Annotated in this window: 16 protein-coding genes; 14 read left to right on the forward strand and 2 right to left on the reverse strand. The window is 74.0% G+C overall.

Translation table 11 applies throughout. The features are described 5' to 3' along the window. On the forward strand, positions 1-970 hold a 970-nt coding region (locus H488_RS28060; RefSeq protein WP_031283038.1), incomplete at its 5' end, for an acyl-CoA dehydrogenase family protein. Positions 971-998: 28 nt separating this feature from the next. Here the strand turns inward: H488_RS28060 and H488_RS28065 are convergent. Then, positions 999-1,232 carry a DUF5703 family protein gene (locus H488_RS28065; protein WP_017833500.1) on the reverse strand — a complete coding sequence of 78 codons (234 nt, stop codon included), beginning with the start codon at positions 1,230-1,232 and terminating at the stop codon, positions 999-1,001. A 40-nt stretch (positions 1,233-1,272) separates the two neighbouring features. Here H488_RS28065 and H488_RS37455 point away from each other — a divergent pair, with 40 nt between their 5' ends. From H488_RS37455 to mshC, 3 genes are all read left to right on the forward strand, one after another. Beyond that, entirely contained in the window at positions 1,273-1,644 is a 372-nt protein-coding gene (locus H488_RS37455) for a hypothetical protein (RefSeq protein WP_031283040.1), read from the forward strand. Between the two features lie 111 nt (positions 1,645-1,755). Next, a complete protein-coding gene (locus tag H488_RS28075) occupies positions 1,756-2,586 on the forward strand; it encodes an undecaprenyl-diphosphate phosphatase (protein ID WP_017833502.1) in 831 nt (276 codons plus the stop codon). 97 nt (positions 2,587-2,683) lie between these two features. Next, complete coding sequence (gene mshC / locus H488_RS28080) at positions 2,684-3,967, forward strand: cysteine--1-D-myo-inosityl 2-amino-2-deoxy-alpha-D-glucopyranoside ligase (protein ID WP_017833503.1); 1,284 nt, start codon at positions 2,684-2,686, stop codon at positions 3,965-3,967. Positions 3,968-4,097: 130 nt separating this feature from the next. Here the strand turns inward: mshC and H488_RS28085 are convergent, their stop codons facing one another. Next, the gene (locus tag H488_RS28085; protein WP_017833504.1) at positions 4,098-5,006 is read right to left on the reverse strand and encodes a PAC2 family protein; all 909 of its coding nucleotides are present in this window, start codon (positions 5,004-5,006) and stop codon (positions 4,098-4,100) included. Positions 5,007-5,081: 75 nt separating this feature from the next. Here H488_RS28085 and H488_RS28090 point away from each other — a divergent pair, with 75 nt between their 5' ends. From H488_RS28090 to H488_RS28130, 10 genes are all read left to right on the forward strand, one after another. Next, positions 5,082-5,792 (forward strand): HAD family hydrolase, encoded by a 711-nt coding sequence (locus H488_RS28090; protein WP_017833505.1) that lies wholly within the window; start codon positions 5,082-5,084, stop codon positions 5,790-5,792. Beyond that, positions 5,789-6,922, forward strand: coding sequence for a site-2 protease family protein (locus H488_RS0118425; protein WP_017833506.1), 1,134 nt, complete (start codon positions 5,789-5,791; stop codon positions 6,920-6,922). The genes H488_RS28090 and H488_RS0118425 overlap by 4 nt, the downstream gene beginning before the upstream one ends. Positions 6,923-7,047: 125 nt before the next feature. Beyond that, positions 7,048-8,175 carry a tRNA (adenine-N1)-methyltransferase gene (locus H488_RS28095; protein WP_017833507.1) on the forward strand — a complete coding sequence of 376 codons (1,128 nt, stop codon included), beginning with the start codon at positions 7,048-7,050 and terminating at the stop codon, positions 8,173-8,175. Then, a complete protein-coding gene (arc, locus tag H488_RS28100; RefSeq protein WP_017833508.1) occupies positions 8,172-9,974 on the forward strand; it encodes a proteasome ATPase in 1,803 nt (600 codons plus the stop codon). Before H488_RS28095 ends, arc begins: the two co-directional genes overlap by 4 nt. Next, positions 9,971-11,608 (forward strand): depupylase/deamidase Dop, encoded by a 1,638-nt coding sequence (dop, locus tag H488_RS28105; RefSeq protein WP_017833509.1) that lies wholly within the window; start codon positions 9,971-9,973, stop codon positions 11,606-11,608. Before arc ends, dop begins: the two co-directional genes overlap by 4 nt. A 35-nt stretch (positions 11,609-11,643) precedes the next feature. Continuing rightward, positions 11,644-11,853 (forward strand): ubiquitin-like protein Pup, encoded by a 210-nt coding sequence (locus H488_RS28110; protein WP_017833510.1) that lies wholly within the window; start codon positions 11,644-11,646, stop codon positions 11,851-11,853. A 5-nt stretch (positions 11,854-11,858) separates the two neighbouring features. Next, positions 11,859-13,304 (forward strand): Pup--protein ligase, encoded by a 1,446-nt coding sequence (gene pafA, locus H488_RS28115; protein WP_017833511.1) that lies wholly within the window; start codon positions 11,859-11,861, stop codon positions 13,302-13,304. Between the two features lie 124 nt (positions 13,305-13,428). Beyond that, positions 13,429-14,388: an FKBP-type peptidyl-prolyl cis-trans isomerase gene (locus H488_RS28120; protein ID WP_017833512.1), complete on the forward strand. Its 960-nt coding sequence runs from the start codon at positions 13,429-13,431 to the stop codon at positions 14,386-14,388. A 90-nt stretch (positions 14,389-14,478) separates the two neighbouring features. Further along, on the forward strand, positions 14,479-14,874 hold the full coding sequence (locus H488_RS28125) for an FKBP-type peptidyl-prolyl cis-trans isomerase (RefSeq protein WP_017833513.1): 396 nt from the start codon (positions 14,479-14,481) through the stop codon (positions 14,872-14,874). A gap of 11 nt (positions 14,875-14,885) precedes the next feature. Further along, entirely contained in the window at positions 14,886-16,961 is a 2,076-nt protein-coding gene (locus H488_RS28130) for a helix-turn-helix transcriptional regulator (RefSeq protein WP_017833514.1), read from the forward strand. Positions 16,962-16,978: the final 17 nt, after the last annotated feature.

Below are 16,978 nucleotides of genomic sequence, written 5' to 3' on the forward strand. Positions count from 1 at the left end.
CTGCGCCACCATAAAACCCGTTCGAAAAGCGCTGGGCATCAACATGCACCACGTCCTGGTGGGCGTGGCGCACACCCTGCGCCTGCGCGGGGACGCCCGGGCCGAGCGGATCTTCGAGCTGGCCGCGGCCGGGGAGATCTTCGCCTTCGGCATCTCCGAGGCGGGCAACGACTCCGTGCTCTTCGACTCCGACACCACCGCGGTGGCCGTGGCGGACGGCTACCGGATCACGGGCACGAAGATCTTCACCTCGCTGTCCCCCGTGTGGACCCGGCTGATCGTCCACGCCCGCGACGACGCCGAGGAGGGCACGCCGCTGGTCTTCGGCCTCCTGGACCGGGCGGCGGAGGGCATCGAGGTCCTCGACGACTGGGACACCATGGGCATGCGGGCCTCACAGTCCCGGACCACGGTGCTGCGCTCGGTGCCGATGCCCGCGGAGCAGGTGCTCACCCGCACCCCGGTGGGCCCGAACCCGGACCCGGTGGTGTGGGGCGTCTTCGGCTGCTTCGAGCTGCTGCTGGCCGCCGTCTACACCGGGATCGCGGACCGTGCGGTGGAGCTGGCCGTGGAGATCGCCGGCATCCGGCGGTCCCGCGGCGGGGGAGCGCCCCGCGCCGAGCGCCCCGACGTCCGCCGACGGATCGCCGAGGCCGCCCTGTTGCGGGACGGGGTGGAGCTGCAGCTGCTCCGGCTGGCCGCGGACGTGGACGCCCTCGGCACCGCCGGCGCCCCGGACCACGGCCCCCGCTGGTTCCTGCTGTTCTCCGGGGTCAAGCACCGGGCCACCGAGGCGGCCCGCGGGGTCGTCGACCTCGCGATGCGCAGCTCGGGAGGGGCCCAGTACTCCCGGGGCGGGGAGCTGGAACGGCTGTACCGGGACGTGCTCGCCGGGATCTACCACCCGTCCGACGACGAGTCCGTGCACGCGGCCGTGGCCAAGGCTCTGCTGGGCCCGATCGGGGGCTGAGCCCCGCCGGCGGGGACGGGTCCCGGGCTCAGACGGTGCGCTCCACGCGCATCACCCGGCGGCGCAGCCAGTACTTGCGGGTCCCGCCGTAGAGCAGCACGGAACGGGTCAGCTCCCACTTGCCGTACTCGGCGTGCTCGCTGATCCGGGCCCGCGCGTCGCCGAGCGGTTCGTGCGGCGCCACGGTCAGCAGGAGGTACTCGTAGCGCTGGTCGGCGTCCCTCGTGAGGGTGGCCGAGCTGGTCCGGACTTGTTCTCTCATCGGTCCCCATTCTGCACGGAATAGCGCTAACGTCTACTCCATGAGCAATGACCCTCGTGCCGCGTTGCAGGCCCTCGTGAGCGCCTTCGAAGAACACCTCGTCGCCGCGTCCAACCGGCGCAGCGACGACGACCCGGCCGTCGACGGCGCCTACATCGCCATCGCCGACGCCTTCGACGCCTACGAGGAGGCGCTCTACGACGCCTACGACGAGGTCACCCCGCTGACCGTCTTCGCGGAGGAGGACGACTCGGACGACGACTCCGACGACGAGGACGAGGACGAGGACGAGGACGACTCGGAGGACGACGAGGAGCTCCTGGAGGACAACGAGATGCTCGACGAGGACCTCGTCGACGAGGAGGACTACGAGGACCTCGACGACGCCGACGGGGCGCGCTCCGCCCGCTGAGCCCCGTCCCCCGCACCGCACCCGCAGGAACGGCCCGCACGGCGGGCCGTTCCTGCCGCGTCCGGGCCTGTCCCGCCGTCCCCGGCGCGGAGCGTGCCGTAGGGTGGCCGGGTGAATTGGATCGAAACCATCATTCTCGGCCTCGTCCAGGGCCTGACCGAGTTCCTCCCCGTGTCCTCCTCGGCGCACCTGCGCATCGTGGGCGAGCTGCTGCCCAACAGCGCCGACCCCGGCGCCGCGTTCACGGCCATCACGCAGCTGGGCACCGAGACCGCCGTGATCATCTACTTCTGGCGGGACATCGTCCGGATCCTCAAGCAGTGGACCCTGTCCCTGGTGGGCCGCGTGGAGCGCTCGGACCCCGACGCCCGGATGGGGTGGCTGATCATCCTGGGCTCCCTGCCCATCGGCGTGCTGGGGCTGCTGCTGGAGGACTACATCGACACGGAGTTCCGCTCCCTGTGGATCACGGCCACGATGCTGGTGGTCTTCGGTGTGATCCTTGCGGTCGCGGACCGGGTGGGCCGGCAGGCCCGGCACCTGGACGACCTCACCGTCAAGCACGGCGTGCTCTTCGGGCTGGCGCAGGCGCTGGCCCTGATCCCGGGGGTCTCGCGGTCCGGCGGCACGATCACGGCGGGACTGCTGATGGGCTACACGCGCGAGGCCGCGGCCCGCTACGCGTTCCTGCTGGCCATCCCCGCGGTGTTCGCCTCGGGACTGTACAAGCTGGCGCAGTCCGTGGGGCAGCCGCAGGCGGGGCCCTACGGCATGACAGAGACCCTCGTGGCCACGGGCATCGCGTTCGTGGTGGCGTACGTGATCATCGGCTGGTTCATGCACTACATCTCCAACCGCAGCTACACGATCTTCGTGTGGTACCGCATCGCCCTGGGCCTGGCCATCTTCGTGCTCCTGGGCCTCGGGGTGATCAGCGCCTGAGCCCTGCGTCACCTCCGGATCGGGGGCGGCGGCCGGTCCGGTAGGTTGGGTGAGGCCCCGCGGCCGTCGTCCGATCCCCGAACCACCCGAGGTGAGCATGAAAGCCTGGTCCGCCCGACCCGTTCCCGACCTCCCTGGCGAGGCGGCCCTGCCCGTCGTGCAGGACACCCGGCTGCGGCGGCGGGTGGAGCTGCCCCGGCAGGAGCGGGCGAGCCTCTACGTGTGCGGGATCACCCCGTACGACGCCACCCACATGGGGCACGCCGCCACGTACGTGGCCTTCGACCTGCTGCACCGCGCCTGGCTGGACGCGGGGACCCCGGTGGACTACGTGCAGAACGTCACCGACGTGGACGACCCGCTGCTCGAGCGGGCCGCGGCCACCGGCGTGGACTGGCGTGACCTGGCCGCCGAGCAGACCGAGCTGTTCCGCACCGACATGAGCGCGCTCAACGTCCTCCCGCCCCAGCACTACGTGGGCGCGACCGAGGCCGTCGGCTGGATCGTGCCGGCCGTCGAGCGCCTCGTGGCCCGCGACCTCGCCTACCGGGTGGCGGGCCGGGACGGCGAGCCGGACGGGGACGTCTACTTCGACGTCGAGGCCGCGGGCGCGCTGCCCACCGACGACGACGACGCGTGGGTGCTCGGCGACGTCTCCCACCTGACCCCCGAGCAGATGCTGCCGCTGTTCGCCGAGCGCGGCGGGGACCCCGAGCGCCCGGGCAAGCGGCACCGGCTGGACCCGCTGCTGTGGCGCGCGGAGCGCCCCGGGGAGCCCGCCTGGGACGGCTCGTCGCTGGGCCCGGGTCGGCCCGGCTGGCACATCGAGTGCTCGCTCATCGCCCTGGAGCACCTGCCCGCCCCGTTCACCGTCCAGGGCGGCGGCTCGGACCTCGTCTTCCCGCACCACGAGATGGGCGCCGGCCACTGCTGGGCGCTGACCGGCAGGCCCATGGCCCGGCACTTCCTGCACACCGGGATGGTCGGCCTCGACGGGGAGAAGATGTCCAAGTCCAAGGGCAATCTGGTGCTCGTCTCCGCGCTGCGGGCCCAGGGGGTCGATCCCGCCGTGATCCGCACCGCGATCCTCGCCCACCGCTACACCGACGACTGGTTCTGGACCGACCTCGTGCTGGCCGGCGCCGTCGCCCGCGTGGACGCGTGGCGCCGCGCCCTGGCCGTGGCCCCGGAGGGCAGCGCGGCCCCGCTGCTGGAGGCCGTGCGCACCGCCCTGTCCGACGACCTGGACGCCCCCGCGGCGCTGGCGGCGCTGGACGCGTGGGCCGCCGACGCCCTGACCACCGGGACCCCGGGGTCCTGCGGGGCGGACGCCCGGCTGGTCCGGGACCTGGTGGACGCCCGGCTCGGCATCGAGCTCTGAGCCCGCCGGCGGGCCCGGTCCCGCCGGACGGCGCAGGAACGACACGGCGCAGGAACGACGGAGGGGCGGCACCCGGGACCGGGTGCCGCCCCTCCGTCGTCCGGTCCCCGTCACCGGGCGCCGGCGCCGCTCACTTCTCGTCGCGGCGGCGGCGCAGGTAGCGCTCGAACTCCTTGGCGATCGCGTCCCCGGTGGCCTCGGGCAGGTCCGTGGTGTCCTTGGCCTCCTCGAGCTGCTGGACGTAGGCGGCGATCTCGGGGTCGTCGGAGGCCAGCTCGTTGACCCCGCGCTCCCACGCCTCGGCGTCCTCGGCGATGGCGTCCAGGGGCAGGGTGATGCTGAGCAGCTCCTCGAGCTCCCGCAGCAGGGCCAGCTCGGCCTTCGGGGAGGGGGACTGCGCCACGTAGTGGGGCACCGCCGCCCACAGGCTGACCGTGGGGAACCCGCCCAGGGAGGCCATGTGGGAGAGCAGCCCCACGATCCCGGTGGGACCCTCGTACTGGGAGGAGTCGATGCCCAGCTCGTCCTGGAGCTCAGCGGTGTCCGAGGTCTTGGTCACCGGGATGGGCCGGGTGTGCGGCACGTCCGCGAGCAGCGCCCCGACCATCACCACGAAGTCGACGTCGAGCAGGGTCGCCTGCTCGAGCAGCTCCGCGGTGAAGGAGCGCCACCGGTAGGAGGGCTCCCAGCCGTGCAGCAGCACGAGGTCGAGGTTCGTGCCGGGCACGGTGGCGGTGGAGAGCCGGGTCGTGGGCCAGACGATCTTCACGTCGCCGGTCGCCCCGCGGCGCACGAGGGGCCGGGAGAACTGGTAGTCGTAGTAGTCGTCCGAGGTCACCTCGAAGACGTCCTTCGCCCCGTAGTGGGTGGCCAGGAACTGCACGGCGTCCGTGGCGGCGTCCCCGGCGTCGTTCCACCCCTCGAACGCGGCCACCAGCACGGTCACGCGCTCCTGGTCACCGTCCTCGCGGACCACGCCGAACGGCCCCGCCTGGGGGCGGGGGAACGTCTCGTCGAAGTTGTTGCTCACGGAACCCACACTACGCGCCGGGACATCGACGGCAAGAGGCCCCGGCACGAGGGGCCCCGTGTTGCGGCCACTACGATGGAGGCCATGTCCAGCCTCCCGTCCGCGTCCCCCGACGACCTCCTGCCCACCGCCGTGCTGTTCGACATGGACGGGACCCTGGTGGACACCGAGCCGTACTGGATCGAGGCCGAGATCGAGCTGGTCCGCTCCCACGGGGGCACCTGGACCGAGGCCGACGCCCTGGCCATGGTCGGCACCGGGCTGGAGGACGCCGCCGCCGTGTTCCAGCGGCAGGGGGTGCGCTTAGGTGTCCGGGAGATCGTGGACCGGCTCATCGGCCGGGTCGCGGCCCGCACCCGGGAGCGGGTCGTCTACAAGGAGGGGGCGCCGGAGCTGGTCGCCGCCCTGCGCGAGCGCGGCGTGCCCCTGGCCCTGGTCACCAGCAGCGAAGCGCCCCTGGCCGAGGTCGTCCTCGACGCCTTCGGCGGCCCGGGCGTCTTCGACGTCGTCGTCACCGGCGACCTCGGCCACCCGGCGAAGCCGGCCCCCGACCCCTACCGGATCGGCGCCGCCGGTCTCGCCGAGCGCGCCGGCCGGCCGCTGGCGCGCGCCGGCATGGTGGCCGTCGAGGACTCCCGCACGGGCATCCGCTCCGCGACCGCCGCGGGGATCTTCACCGTGGGCGTGCCCAACATGGTCCCGCTCGACGACGCCGGCGCCGACCTCGTGCTGCCGAGCCTCGCCGGCGTGGGCCCCGAGGACCTCGGCCGCATCGTGGCCGGGGCCCGCGCGTGAGCCGCCCCCGCAGCGAGGGCATCCCCCTGGGCCGGATCGGCGGGGTGCCCATCACGCTCTCCTGGTCGTGGTTCGTGATCGCCGCGGTCACCGTGCTCCTCTACACCCCCGTGCTGATGACCGCCTACCCGCGGCTCGGCGCGCTCAACTACGCCGCGTCCCTGGGCTTCGCCCTGACCCTGGCCCTGTCCGTGCTGCTGCACGAACTGGCCCACGCCTGGACGGGCCGGGCCTTCGGCTGGCCCACCGGCCGGATCGTGCTCAGCCTGCTCGGCGGCCACACCCACTTCGGGGACGTGCGCAGCACCCCGCTGGCCTCCGCCGCGGTCTCGCTGGCCGGACCGGCCGTGAACCTCGCGCTCGGCCTGGCCGGCTGGACGCTGCTGCGCACCGGGGAGCCGTCGCCCACGCTCGGCTGGGTGCTGCTCGACCTCACCACGTGGGCGAACCTCATCGTCGGCGTCTTCAACGTGCTGCCGGGCCTGCCCCTGGACGGCGGCAGGGTGGTGGAGGCCCTGGTCTGGGCGGTCACCGGCCGGGAGCACCACGGCACGGTGGTGGCCGCCTGGACGGGCCGGCTGCTCGCCGTGGGCCTCGTCGTCGGGGCCGGGGTCACGGGCCTGTGGAACCAGCCCGTCGCCCTCGTGCTCGTCGTCCTCATCGCCGGCTTCATGTGGCAGGGCGCCGGGGCGTCCCTGCGCGGGGCGGCGGTCCTGTCCCGCGTGCACGGCGTCAGCGCCGCCGCGCTGGCCGAGCCCGCCGTGGCGGTGCCGGAGGGCGCCTCCCTGGCCCACACCGACCGGCTGGTCACCGACCACCTCGCCCGCGCCGCCGCCCCGGGCGGCCCGGTCCCGCACGTGCTGGCCGTCTCCCCGGACCGGCAGGTCGTCGGTCTGCTCCTGCCGGCCGCGGCCGACGCCGTGCCCCCGGCCCGGCGGGCCGACACCCCGCTGACGTCCGTGCTCCAGCACCTGCCCGCCGACGCCGTGCTCGACGCCGGGCTGCGCGAGGAGTCCCTGCTGCGGGCCGTCGCCGCCCGGGAGTACCCCCACTACGTGGTGACGGGACCCGACGGCGCCCTCGTGGGCGTGCTGCGCACCGCCGCCCTCGAGCGCCTGCTCGCCGGCTGACGCCGGGCCCCGCCCCGGCCCCCCGCGCCGCGGTGACACAATGGGGGAGGACCCCCGGGCCTGCGGAGCCTCCGCCGGCCCCCGCACGACCAGACCAGACCACGCCCTGCCCCGAGAGTGAGCCGATGACCGGAACCGCTGACCACACCGCCGCCCCCGCCCCCGCGTCCCCGCGGGGCGCCGCCAACCGGCGCGGGCCCTTCCGGGCAGGGGAGCGCGTGCAGCTGACCGACGAGCGCGGCCGGATGAACACGGTCACGCTCGCGGACGACGGCGAGTTCCACTCCCACCGCGGCGTGCTCAGCCACGGCGAGCTCATCGGCCGCCCGGAGGGCACCGTGGTCGAGAACTCCGCCGGGTTCCGGTACCAGGCCCTGCGCCCGCTGCTCAAGGACTTCGTGCTGTCCATGCCGCGCGGCGCCGCGGTGGTCTACCCCAAGGACGCCGGCCAGATCGTCACGATGGCCGACATCTTCCCGGGCGCCCGGGTGGTCGAGGCCGGTGTCGGCTCCGGCGCGCTGTCCATCTCCCTGCTGCGCGCGGTGGGGGACGAGGGCCGGCTGCACTCCTTCGAACGGCGGGCGGAGTTCGCCGACATCGCCCGCGGCAACGTGGAGACCATGTTCGGCGGCCCGCACCCCGCGTGGCAGATCAGCATCGGGGACCTCGCCGAGGAGCTCGGCGAGCACGAGGCGCCCGGCTCCGTGGATCGCGTGGTCCTCGACATGCTCGCCCCGTGGGAGTGCCTCGACGCCGTGGCCACGGCCCTGACCCCCGGCGGGGTCGTCATGTGCTACGTCGCGACCGTCACCCAGCTCTCCCGCACCGCCGAGGCGATGCGCGCCGACGGCCGCTTCACCGAGCCCGACGCCTCCGAGACCATGGTCCGCGGCTGGCACGTCGAGGGCCTGGCCGTGCGCCCGGACCACCGCATGGTCGCCCACACCGGCTTCCTGCTCTCCGCCCGCCGGCTGGCCGACGGCTCCGAGCGGCTGGCGCCCAAGCGGCGGGCCTCCAAGTCCGAGTACAGCGAGGAGGACCTGCAGGCCTGGACCCCCGTGGCCCTCGGCGAGCGGGACGTCACCGACAAGAAGCTGCGCCGCGCCGGCCGCGACGCCCTGGGCCTGGCCGAGCGCGCCGCCGGCGCGACCCCGCCGGCCGACGCCCCCGCCCGGGCCACGACACCGGCGGCCGCTCCGGCGGACCCCGCACCCGACGCCGCGCCCGAGCAGCCCCACGAGGAGCGCCCGTGAACGAGACCTCCCCGCAGCAGACCACCGGACCGGCCGGCACCGGGCCGGCGGACGCCGAGCAGACCCGCCGGGCCCTGACGAACGCCCAGCGGCAGGTCAACATCCTGCGCGACCAGAAGCGCGCCCTCGACAAGCAGCTCGCCGCCGCCGGCACCCAGAACCAGAAGCTCGTCCGGCTCCTCGACGCGACCCGCACCGAGATCGCCCAGCTCAAGCGCGCCCTCGAGAACGACCTGGTCCCGCCCCTGAGCCAGGGCACCGTGCTGCAGGTCAACCCCGGGCGCACCCCGGTCGGCGAGCAGACGGGCAGCGGTCCCGCCGTCACCGACCGCACCCTCGACGTCCTCGTGGCCGGGCGCCGCATGCGCGTGGCCCTCAGCCCGCTCGTGAGCTTCGCCGCCTGCGAACCGGGCCGCCAGGTACTCCTCGACCAGAACTACACCGTCGGCGCCGTCCTCGACTACGAGCAGACCGGCGAGATCGCCACCGTCAAGGAGATCGTCGACCACGACCGCGTCCTCACCGTGGGACGCTCCGACGAGGAGCGCGTCCTGCTGCTCTCCGGGCTCCTGCGCCGGAGCCGCCCGGAGATCGGCGACGCGGTCTCCATCGACCACCGCACCGGCTTCGCCCTCGAGCCCATCGAGCGCTCCGACGTCGAGCAGCTCGTCCTCGAGGAGGTCCCCGCCGTCTCTTACGACGACATCGGCGGCCTCGGCCCCCAGATCGAGCAGATCCGCGACGCCGTCGAGCTGCCCTTCGTGCACCCCGAGCTCTACCGCGAGCACGGGCTCACCCCGCCCAAGGGCATCCTGCTCTACGGGCCCCCGGGCAACGGCAAGACGCTCATCGCGAAGGCCGTGGCCCGCTCCCTCGCCGAGCGCGCCGCGGACCGCGCCGGGCGCGGGAAGGCCCTGGGCTACTTCCTCAACATCAAGGGCCCCGAGCTGCTGGACAAGTACGTGGGGGAGACCGAGCGCCAGATCCGCTCCATCTTCCTGCGCGCCCGCGAGCAGGCGGCCCGCGGCATCCCCGTGGTCGTGTTCTTCGACGAGATGGACTCCCTGTTCCGCACCCGCGGCTCCGGGCTGTCCTCGGACGTGGAGACCACCATCGTCCCGCAGCTGCTCACCGAGATCGACGGCGTGGAGCGCCTGGACAACGTCATCGTCATCGGCGCCACGAACCGCGAGGACATGATCGACCCCGCCGTGCTGCGCCCGGGCCGGCTCGACGTGAAGATCCGCATCGACCGCCCGGACGCCGAGGGCGCCGCCGAGATCCTGCGGCTCTACGTCACCGAGGACCTGCCGCTGCGCCAGGACGAGGTCGACGCCGCCGGCTCCCGCGCCGGGGCCGTCGCCGCCCTCGTGGACGCCGCCGTGGCCCGGATGTACGAGAAGAGCCCCGGCACCCGGTTCCTGCACCTGAGCTACCGGGACGGCACCGAGGAGACCCTCTACTTCAGCGACTTCACCTCCGGGGCGGTCATCCGCAACGTGGTGGACCGGGCCAAGAAGCAGGCCATCAAGGACCTGCTCACCACCGGGGTCCGCGGCCTGGGCCGCGACCACCTGGTCCGCGCGGTGGACGAGGAGTTCCACGAGCAGCAGGACCTGCCCAACACCTCCAACCCGGAGGACTGGGCCCGCATCTCGGGCCGCCGCGGCGACACCATCACCGACCTGCGCGTGGTCCTGCACCGCGACCCGCACCCGGCCGGCCCCGGCGGGCGCCACGCCCCGGCGCCGACCGGACCGACGCCGGCCGGGCCGGTCCCGGGGGAGGGGCCCGCGTGAGCGTCCGCCGCGTCATGGGCGCCGAGACCGAGTTCGGCGTGCTCGCCACCGGCAACCCGCACGCCAACGCCACCGTGCTCTCCAGTCAGGTGGTCACCACCTACGCCGCCCTCGTGCGGCGCCGCCTCGGCGCGTCCCGGACCGCCGCCGGGTGGGACTACCACGGCGAGACCCCCCTCGAGGACGCCCGCGGCTTCACCGTCCCCCGCGACCAGGCCGACCCCTCGCAGCTCACCGACGTCGCGCCCGTGCTCACGGCCGAGGAGGTCGCCGCCGAGGCCCTCCGGGAGATCGGGTCCCACGCCGAGTCCCTGGACTGGCGGCAGGTCGTGATGAACACCGTCCTGCCCAACGGCGCCCGCCTCTACGTGGACCACTCGCACCCCGAGTACTCCTCCCCGGAGGTCACCACCCCCCGCGACGCCGTCCTCTGGGACGCCGCCGGGGACCGGGTGGCCCTCGACGCGGTCCGGGCGATCGCCGCGAGCGCCGCCACGACCGGCCTCGACGTCGTGAACCTCTACAAGAACAACACCGACAACAAGTCCGTCTCCTACGGCGCCCACGAGAACTACCTCGTGCCCCGCGCCGTGCCCTTCGCCGCCCTCGCCGCCGGGCTGCTGCCCTTCTTCGCCTCCCGCCAGGTGGTGTGCGGCGCGGGTCGCGTCGGCATCGGGGACCGCGGCGGGCGCCCGGGCTTCCAGATCAGCCAGCGCGCCGACTTCTTCGAGCGCGAGGTCGGCCTCGAGACCACCGTCCACCGGCCCATCGTCAACACCCGCGACGAGCCCCACGCCGAGCGCACCCGCCACCGGCGCCTGCACGTCATCATCGGCGACGCCAACCTCTCCCACACCTCGAGCCTGCTGAAGTTCGGCACCACCTCCCTGGTCCTCGGCCTGATCGAGGCCGGTGCCGCCCCGGACGTCGCCCTCGCCGACCCGGTGGCCGCCCTGCAGGCGATCAGCCACGACCCGGGGCTGACCACCACCGTCCTGCTCCGGGACGGCCGGCGGCTCACGGGCGTCCAGCTGCAGCGGCTCTACCTCGAGGCCGCCCGGGCGCACGAGTACGCGACCGGGGGCCCCGACCCGGACACCCGCGAGGTGCTCGAGCTGTGGGCGGAGGTCCTCGACGCCCTGGAGACGGACCCCCTGTCCCTCGCGGACCGCCTGGACTGGGTCGCCAAGCACGCCCTGCTGCTGGGCTACCGCGAGCGCGACGGTCTGGCGTGGGACGACCCGCGCCTGACGCTCATCGACCTGCAGTACGCGGACGTGCGCCCGGAGAAGGGCCTGCACCACCGGCTGGTCGCGGCCGGCCGGATGCGCACCCTCTTCACCGCCGAGGAGGTGGAGCGCGCCGCCGGCCTGCCCCCCGCCGACACCCGGGCGTGGTTCCGCGGCCGGCTGATGACCCGCTTCCCCGACGACGTCCTCACGGCCAACTGGGACTCGGTCTCGCTCACCCTGCCCGGCGTCCGCCGCGGCGCGCGGATCGCGATGCCCGAGCCGCTCGAGCTGACCCGCGAGGACGTCGACCCCCTGCTGAGCGCGGCACCCGACGCCGAGCACCTCGTCCGCGCCCTCGCCACCGCCCGACCCGCCCTCGTGCACACCGGCTCCCTCGGCTGAGCACCCCGACCACCATCCCCAGGAGGAACCCCGTCATGGCCCAGGAACGCATCTTCGGCACCGGCGCCCAGCGCCGCGAGGAGTCCGAGCTCCCCGAGCCCGGAGCCCCCGCCCCCACGGCACCCACCGCCCAGTCCCGGACCAGCGCTACCAGCGCCGACGACCTGCTCGCCGAGATCGACGGCGTGCTCGAGTCCAACGCCGAGGAGTTCGTGAAGGGCTTCGTCCAGAAGGGCGGCCAGTAGCCCCCATGGACCGCAGGATCTACGGGGTCGAGACCGAGTTCGGCCTCACCCACAGCGCCCCGGGCGCCCGTCCGCTCAGCCCGGAGGAGGCCGCGCGCACCCTCTTCCGCCCCGTGGTGGCCTGGGGCCGTTCCTCGAACGTGTTCCTGCCCAACGGCGGGCGCCTCTACCTGGACGTGGGCTCCCACCCCGAGTACGCCACCGCGGAGTGCGCCACGCTCGAGGACCTCGTCGCCCAGGACAAGGCCGGCGAGCTGATCGTCGACGACCTCCGGCGGCAGGCCCAGGACGCCCTGGCGGAGCAGGGGGTGGGCGGGCAGCTGTACCTGTTCAAGAACAACGTGGACTCGCGCGGCAACTCCTACGGCTCGCACGAGAACTACCTGATCTCCCGGCGCACCGAGTTCGCCCGGCTCGTGCAGATCCTCATCCCGTTCCTGGTCACCCGCCAGCTGCTCGTCGGCGCCGGCAGGGTCCACTCCGCCGGGCCCGAGGACTTCGGCGCCGTCCGGATGGGCGACGACGCCGGGACGCCCAGCTACTCGTTCTCCCAGCGCGCCGACCACATCTGGGAGGGCTCCTCCTCGGCCACGACGCGCTCCCGGCCCCTCATCAACACCCGGGACGAGCCGCACGCCGACGCCGAGCACTACCGCCGGCTGCACGTCATCGTGGGCGACTCGACGATGTCCCAGACCACCACGGCGCTGCGGATCGGGACCACCGACCTCGTGCTGCGGATGATCGAGGCGGGGCAGATCCTGCCCGACCGCACCATGGCGGACCCCGTCCGGTCCCTGCGGGAGGTCTCCCACGACCTCACCGGCACCCGCCCGGTCCTGCTCGCCGACGGCACCCGCCGCTCCGCCCTGGACCTGCAGCACGAGCACCTGGAGTCCGTGCGCCGGTTCGTGGACCGGGAGGGGGCCCACCACGACCGCGTGCCGTGGGTGCTCGACCTGTGGGAGCGGGCCCTGGACGCCGTGGCCCGCCAGGACACCTCCGCGATCGACACCGAGATCGACTGGGCGATCAAGAAGAAGCTCCTCGACGGCTACGCCGCCCGCGACGACCTGGACCTCTCCGCGCCCCGGATGGCGCAGCTGGACCTCGCCTACCACGACACCGCCCCGGAGCGGGGGCTCTTCAACCTCCTGCAGCGCCGGGGACGGGCCGCGACCTTCGTCCCCGACGAGCGGGTCCAGGAGGCCGCCCGCACCCCGCCCGCCACGCGGGCCGCCGTGCGCGGCCGGTTCATCGAGGCGGTGCTCGCGTCCGGGCACGAGTACACCGTCGACTGGGTGCACCTGAAGGTCAACGACCGCGGCCGGCGCACGGTGCTGTGCAAGGACCCGTTCGCCGTGGCGCACCCGGAGGCCGACGCCCTGATCGCTGCCCTCGGCGAGCGCGACACCGCGGGGCGGGCCCACGGGGACGCCCCCGTGGTCTGAGCCGCGCCGCGGGGGCGCCCCGTCCAGTCAACGCCCAGCGCCCTGCACTAGGCTGGCCGCCGTCCCGGCCCGAGCCGTCCGACCCCACCGCCCCCACCCGGGCCGACCCCTGAGGAAGACACCCGTGCGAAAGACCCTGACCACCTCCGGCGCCGCCCTGTCCCTGGCGCTCGTCCTCACGGGCTGCTCCGGGCCCGGCGTCGACTCCGTGGAGCTCAGCAACGAGCCGGACGCGGGCACGGCCCCGTCCGTCACGTTCGAGACCCCGCTCAACGCCGAGGAGGCCGGGGCGAAGGAGCTGCGCGAGGGCGACGGGGAGGAGCTCGCCGAGGGCGACACCATCCTCCTGCAGGCGGCGCTCTTCAAGGGCTCCGACGGCACGTCCATCGGCGAGACCTACTCCCGCGGCGCCGGCCAGGTGCTCCAGCTCGAGCAGGGCCTCCAGGAGTCGATCCCGGAGATGTACGACGCGCTCGTGGGCGCCAAGGAGGGCGCGATCATCGCCTACTCCTCCCCGGAGACCTCCGGGGCCGCCGGCGACGAGTCGACCTCCGTGGAGGTCTACGAGGTCGTCCGGAAGATCCCCACCGAGATCGAGGGCGACATGCAGGACAGCCCCCGGGGCCTGCCGGAGATCACCGAGAACGACGAGGGCGTGCCGGCCGTGGCGAAGCCGGAGGGCAGGGCCCCGAAGAAGCTCGTCTCCGAGTACCTCATCGAGGGCGACGGCGAGGAGGTCGCCGAGGGCGACACCGTCATCGCGCACTACGTGGGCGTCAAGTGGTCCGACGGCGAGACCTTCGACTCCTCCTACGAGAACGGCGCCCCCGCGTCCTTCCCGCTCGACAACGTCATCGAGGGCTGGCAGGAGGGCCTCGAGGGCAAGAAGGAGGGCTCCCGCGTGATCCTCTCCGTGCCCGTCGGCCAGGCCTACGGCACGGAGAAGGATCTGGGCGAGGACTCCGACTACCCGGCCGGCAGCCTGCTCTTCGTCGTCGACATCCTGGCGGCCGTGGACACCCCCGAGGCGCCGGCCGAGGACGAGGCCTCCGCCTCGCCGTCCCCCTCCGCGACCGAGGAGTAGCCCCCGGTCGGCTAAGGTGGCCCGGTGGGCCCCCGAGGCCCCTCCGATCCCGACGACCACCCGTCGACGACCCGACGAACAGGAGCACCCATGTCCTTCGGAGAGCGCAAGCTCGACCGCAGCAAGCCCGAGATCGACTTCCCCGAGGGGGAGGCCCCGACCGAGCTCGTCAGCACCGACCTCGTCGAGGGCACCGGCGCCGAGGCGACCCCCGGCAAGCAGATCTCCTGCCACTACGTGGGCGTGACGTTCTCCGCCGGCGAGGAGTTCGACGCCTCCTGGAACCGCGGCCAGCCCCTCGACTTCACCGTGGGCATCGGCCAGGTCATCGAGGGCTGGGACAAGGGCCTGCTGGGCATGAAGGTCGGCGGCCGCCGCCGGCTGGAGATCCCCGCGGACCAGGCCTACGGCTCCAGGGGCGCCGGCGGGGTCATCGGCCCGGACGAGGCCCTGATCTTCGTGGTGGACCTCCTGGACGTGCGCTGAGGACCCACCGGATGGCAGCCCGATCGACGGAGCGGCTCCTCAACCTGCTCATCGCCCTGGTCTCCCGCGAACGCGGGTACACCCGCGCCGAGCTCCGGGAGGCCGTTCCGTCGTACGCGGAGTCCGCGTCCGACGAGGCGTTCGAGCGCATGTTCGAGCGCGACAAGGCGGAGCTGCGCGACCTCGGCTACCCCATCGAGGAGGTCTCCGAGGACCCCCTGTTCCCGGACGACACGCACGGCCACCGCTACCGGATCCCGCGCGGGTCCTTCACGCTGCCGCCGCTGCAGTTCACGGCGGAGGAGTCCGCGGTGCTCGCCCTGGCGGCCAACGCCTGGACGGACGCCTCCCTCGGGGAGCTCGCCCGCCGGGCCCTGCGCAAGCTCGAGCCCGCCATCGGCGGTCTGCCGGAGGACGACGCCCCGCCGCTGCTGCAGCCCACCCTCACCGCCCACGAGCCGTCCTTCGAGCCGCTGCTCTCGGCCGTGGTGCGACACCGCGAGGTCCGCTTCGACTACCTCGCCCGCAGCACCGACCAGCTCACCACCCGGCGGCTGCGGCCGTGGGGCATCGGCTCCCGCTACGGCAACTGGTACGTGGTCGGCTGGGACCTGGACCGCAAGGACTCCCGCACGTTCCGGCTGTCGCGGATCATGTCCGACGTCACGGTCACCCGCAAGGAGTTCGACCCGCCCGAGGGCTTCTCCATGAACGAGTCCCTGTCCCAGATGGTCTCCCACGCCCCCGCGCGCACCGTGGAGGTGCTGGCCCGGCCCGGCCACGCGCACATGCTGCGCCGGATGGCCGCCCGGCAGGAGCCCGGCGTCGGCGCCGGGGACGGCGTGGACCGGTGGGACCGGCTGCACATCCCCTTCGCGGAGACCGAGATCCTCGCCGAGGAGATCGCCGCGGCGGGCCCCGGCGTCGTCGTGCCCCGCGACGGGGACGGCACCGCCCCCACCATGCAGGCCGAGGTGCGCGCCGCGGTGGTGCGCCGGCTGCGGAGCGCCGAGTCCGCCGTGGCACGGTTCCGCGGCGTGCAGGTCGACTGGAACAACAAGTCCCGCAAGGGCACGCGCAACAAGCTCTCCACCGCGGACCACCTCTCGCGGCTGCTCGAGATCGTCCGCTGGGTCTACGCCCACCAGGGCGCGGAGCTCGAGGAGACCGCCCGCCGGTTCGGGATCACCGACCAGGAGCTGATCGCGGACCTCAACACCCTGTTCGTGTGCGGCAAGCCCGGGCACATGCCGGACCAGCTCATCGACGCGTCCTGGGACGACGGCCACGTCTACCTGTCCAACGCGGACGAGCTCTCCGACCCCGTGCGGCTCACGCAGCCGGAGGCCTCCGCGCTGCTCGTGGGCCTGCAGACGCTGCGCACCGTGCCCGGCGGGGACTCCGAGGCGGTCGCGTCCACGATCGCGAAGGTCGCCGGCGCCGCGGGGGACGCCGGGGTGCTCGCCAACGCGGTGGGCGCCCGCCCCATCACGGACACGCCCGCGCCCGCCCTCGCCGACGTCATGTCCGCGGTGCGCCGCGCCGTGGAGCAGCGCCGCCGGATCCGGATCGGCTACGTGGTCCCGTCCCGCGACGAGCTCACCGAGCGGGTCGTGGACCCGGTCCAGGTGTTCTCCTCCAACACCCACTGGTACGTGCGCGCCTGGTGCCTCGGCTCCGAGGGGATGCGCAACTTCCGGCTGGACCGGATCTCCGCCGTCGAGGACGCCGGGCCGGCGGGGGAGCGCCCCGCCGCCCAGGAGGCCGCCGCCGCGTCCCCGCCCGCCCCCGGCACCCCGGACACCGTGGAGGTCGTGCTCGTCACCGACCGGCGCAGCCGGTGGATCGCCGACCAGTACCACGCCACTCGCACGGCCGTGGTCCGGGTCCCCGGCGGGGCCCGCACCGGGCCGGCGGCCGACCACGAGGCCGCGCTCATCGGGTTCCAGACGGCCGAGGCCGTGTGCGCGCTCGTCACCCGCTACGGCGGCCAGCTCGCGGTCATCGGACCCGACGACGTCGTGGCGCAGGTGGAACTCTGGGTGAACTCTGCGCTCGGCGCCTACGGGGCGTCCGAGCCGGCCTGATCCGCCCGCCTATACTG

Source organism: Kocuria sp. UCD-OTCP, from assembly GCF_000349605.1.
GTDB lineage: Bacteria > Actinomycetota > Actinomycetes > Actinomycetales > Micrococcaceae > Kocuria > Kocuria rosea.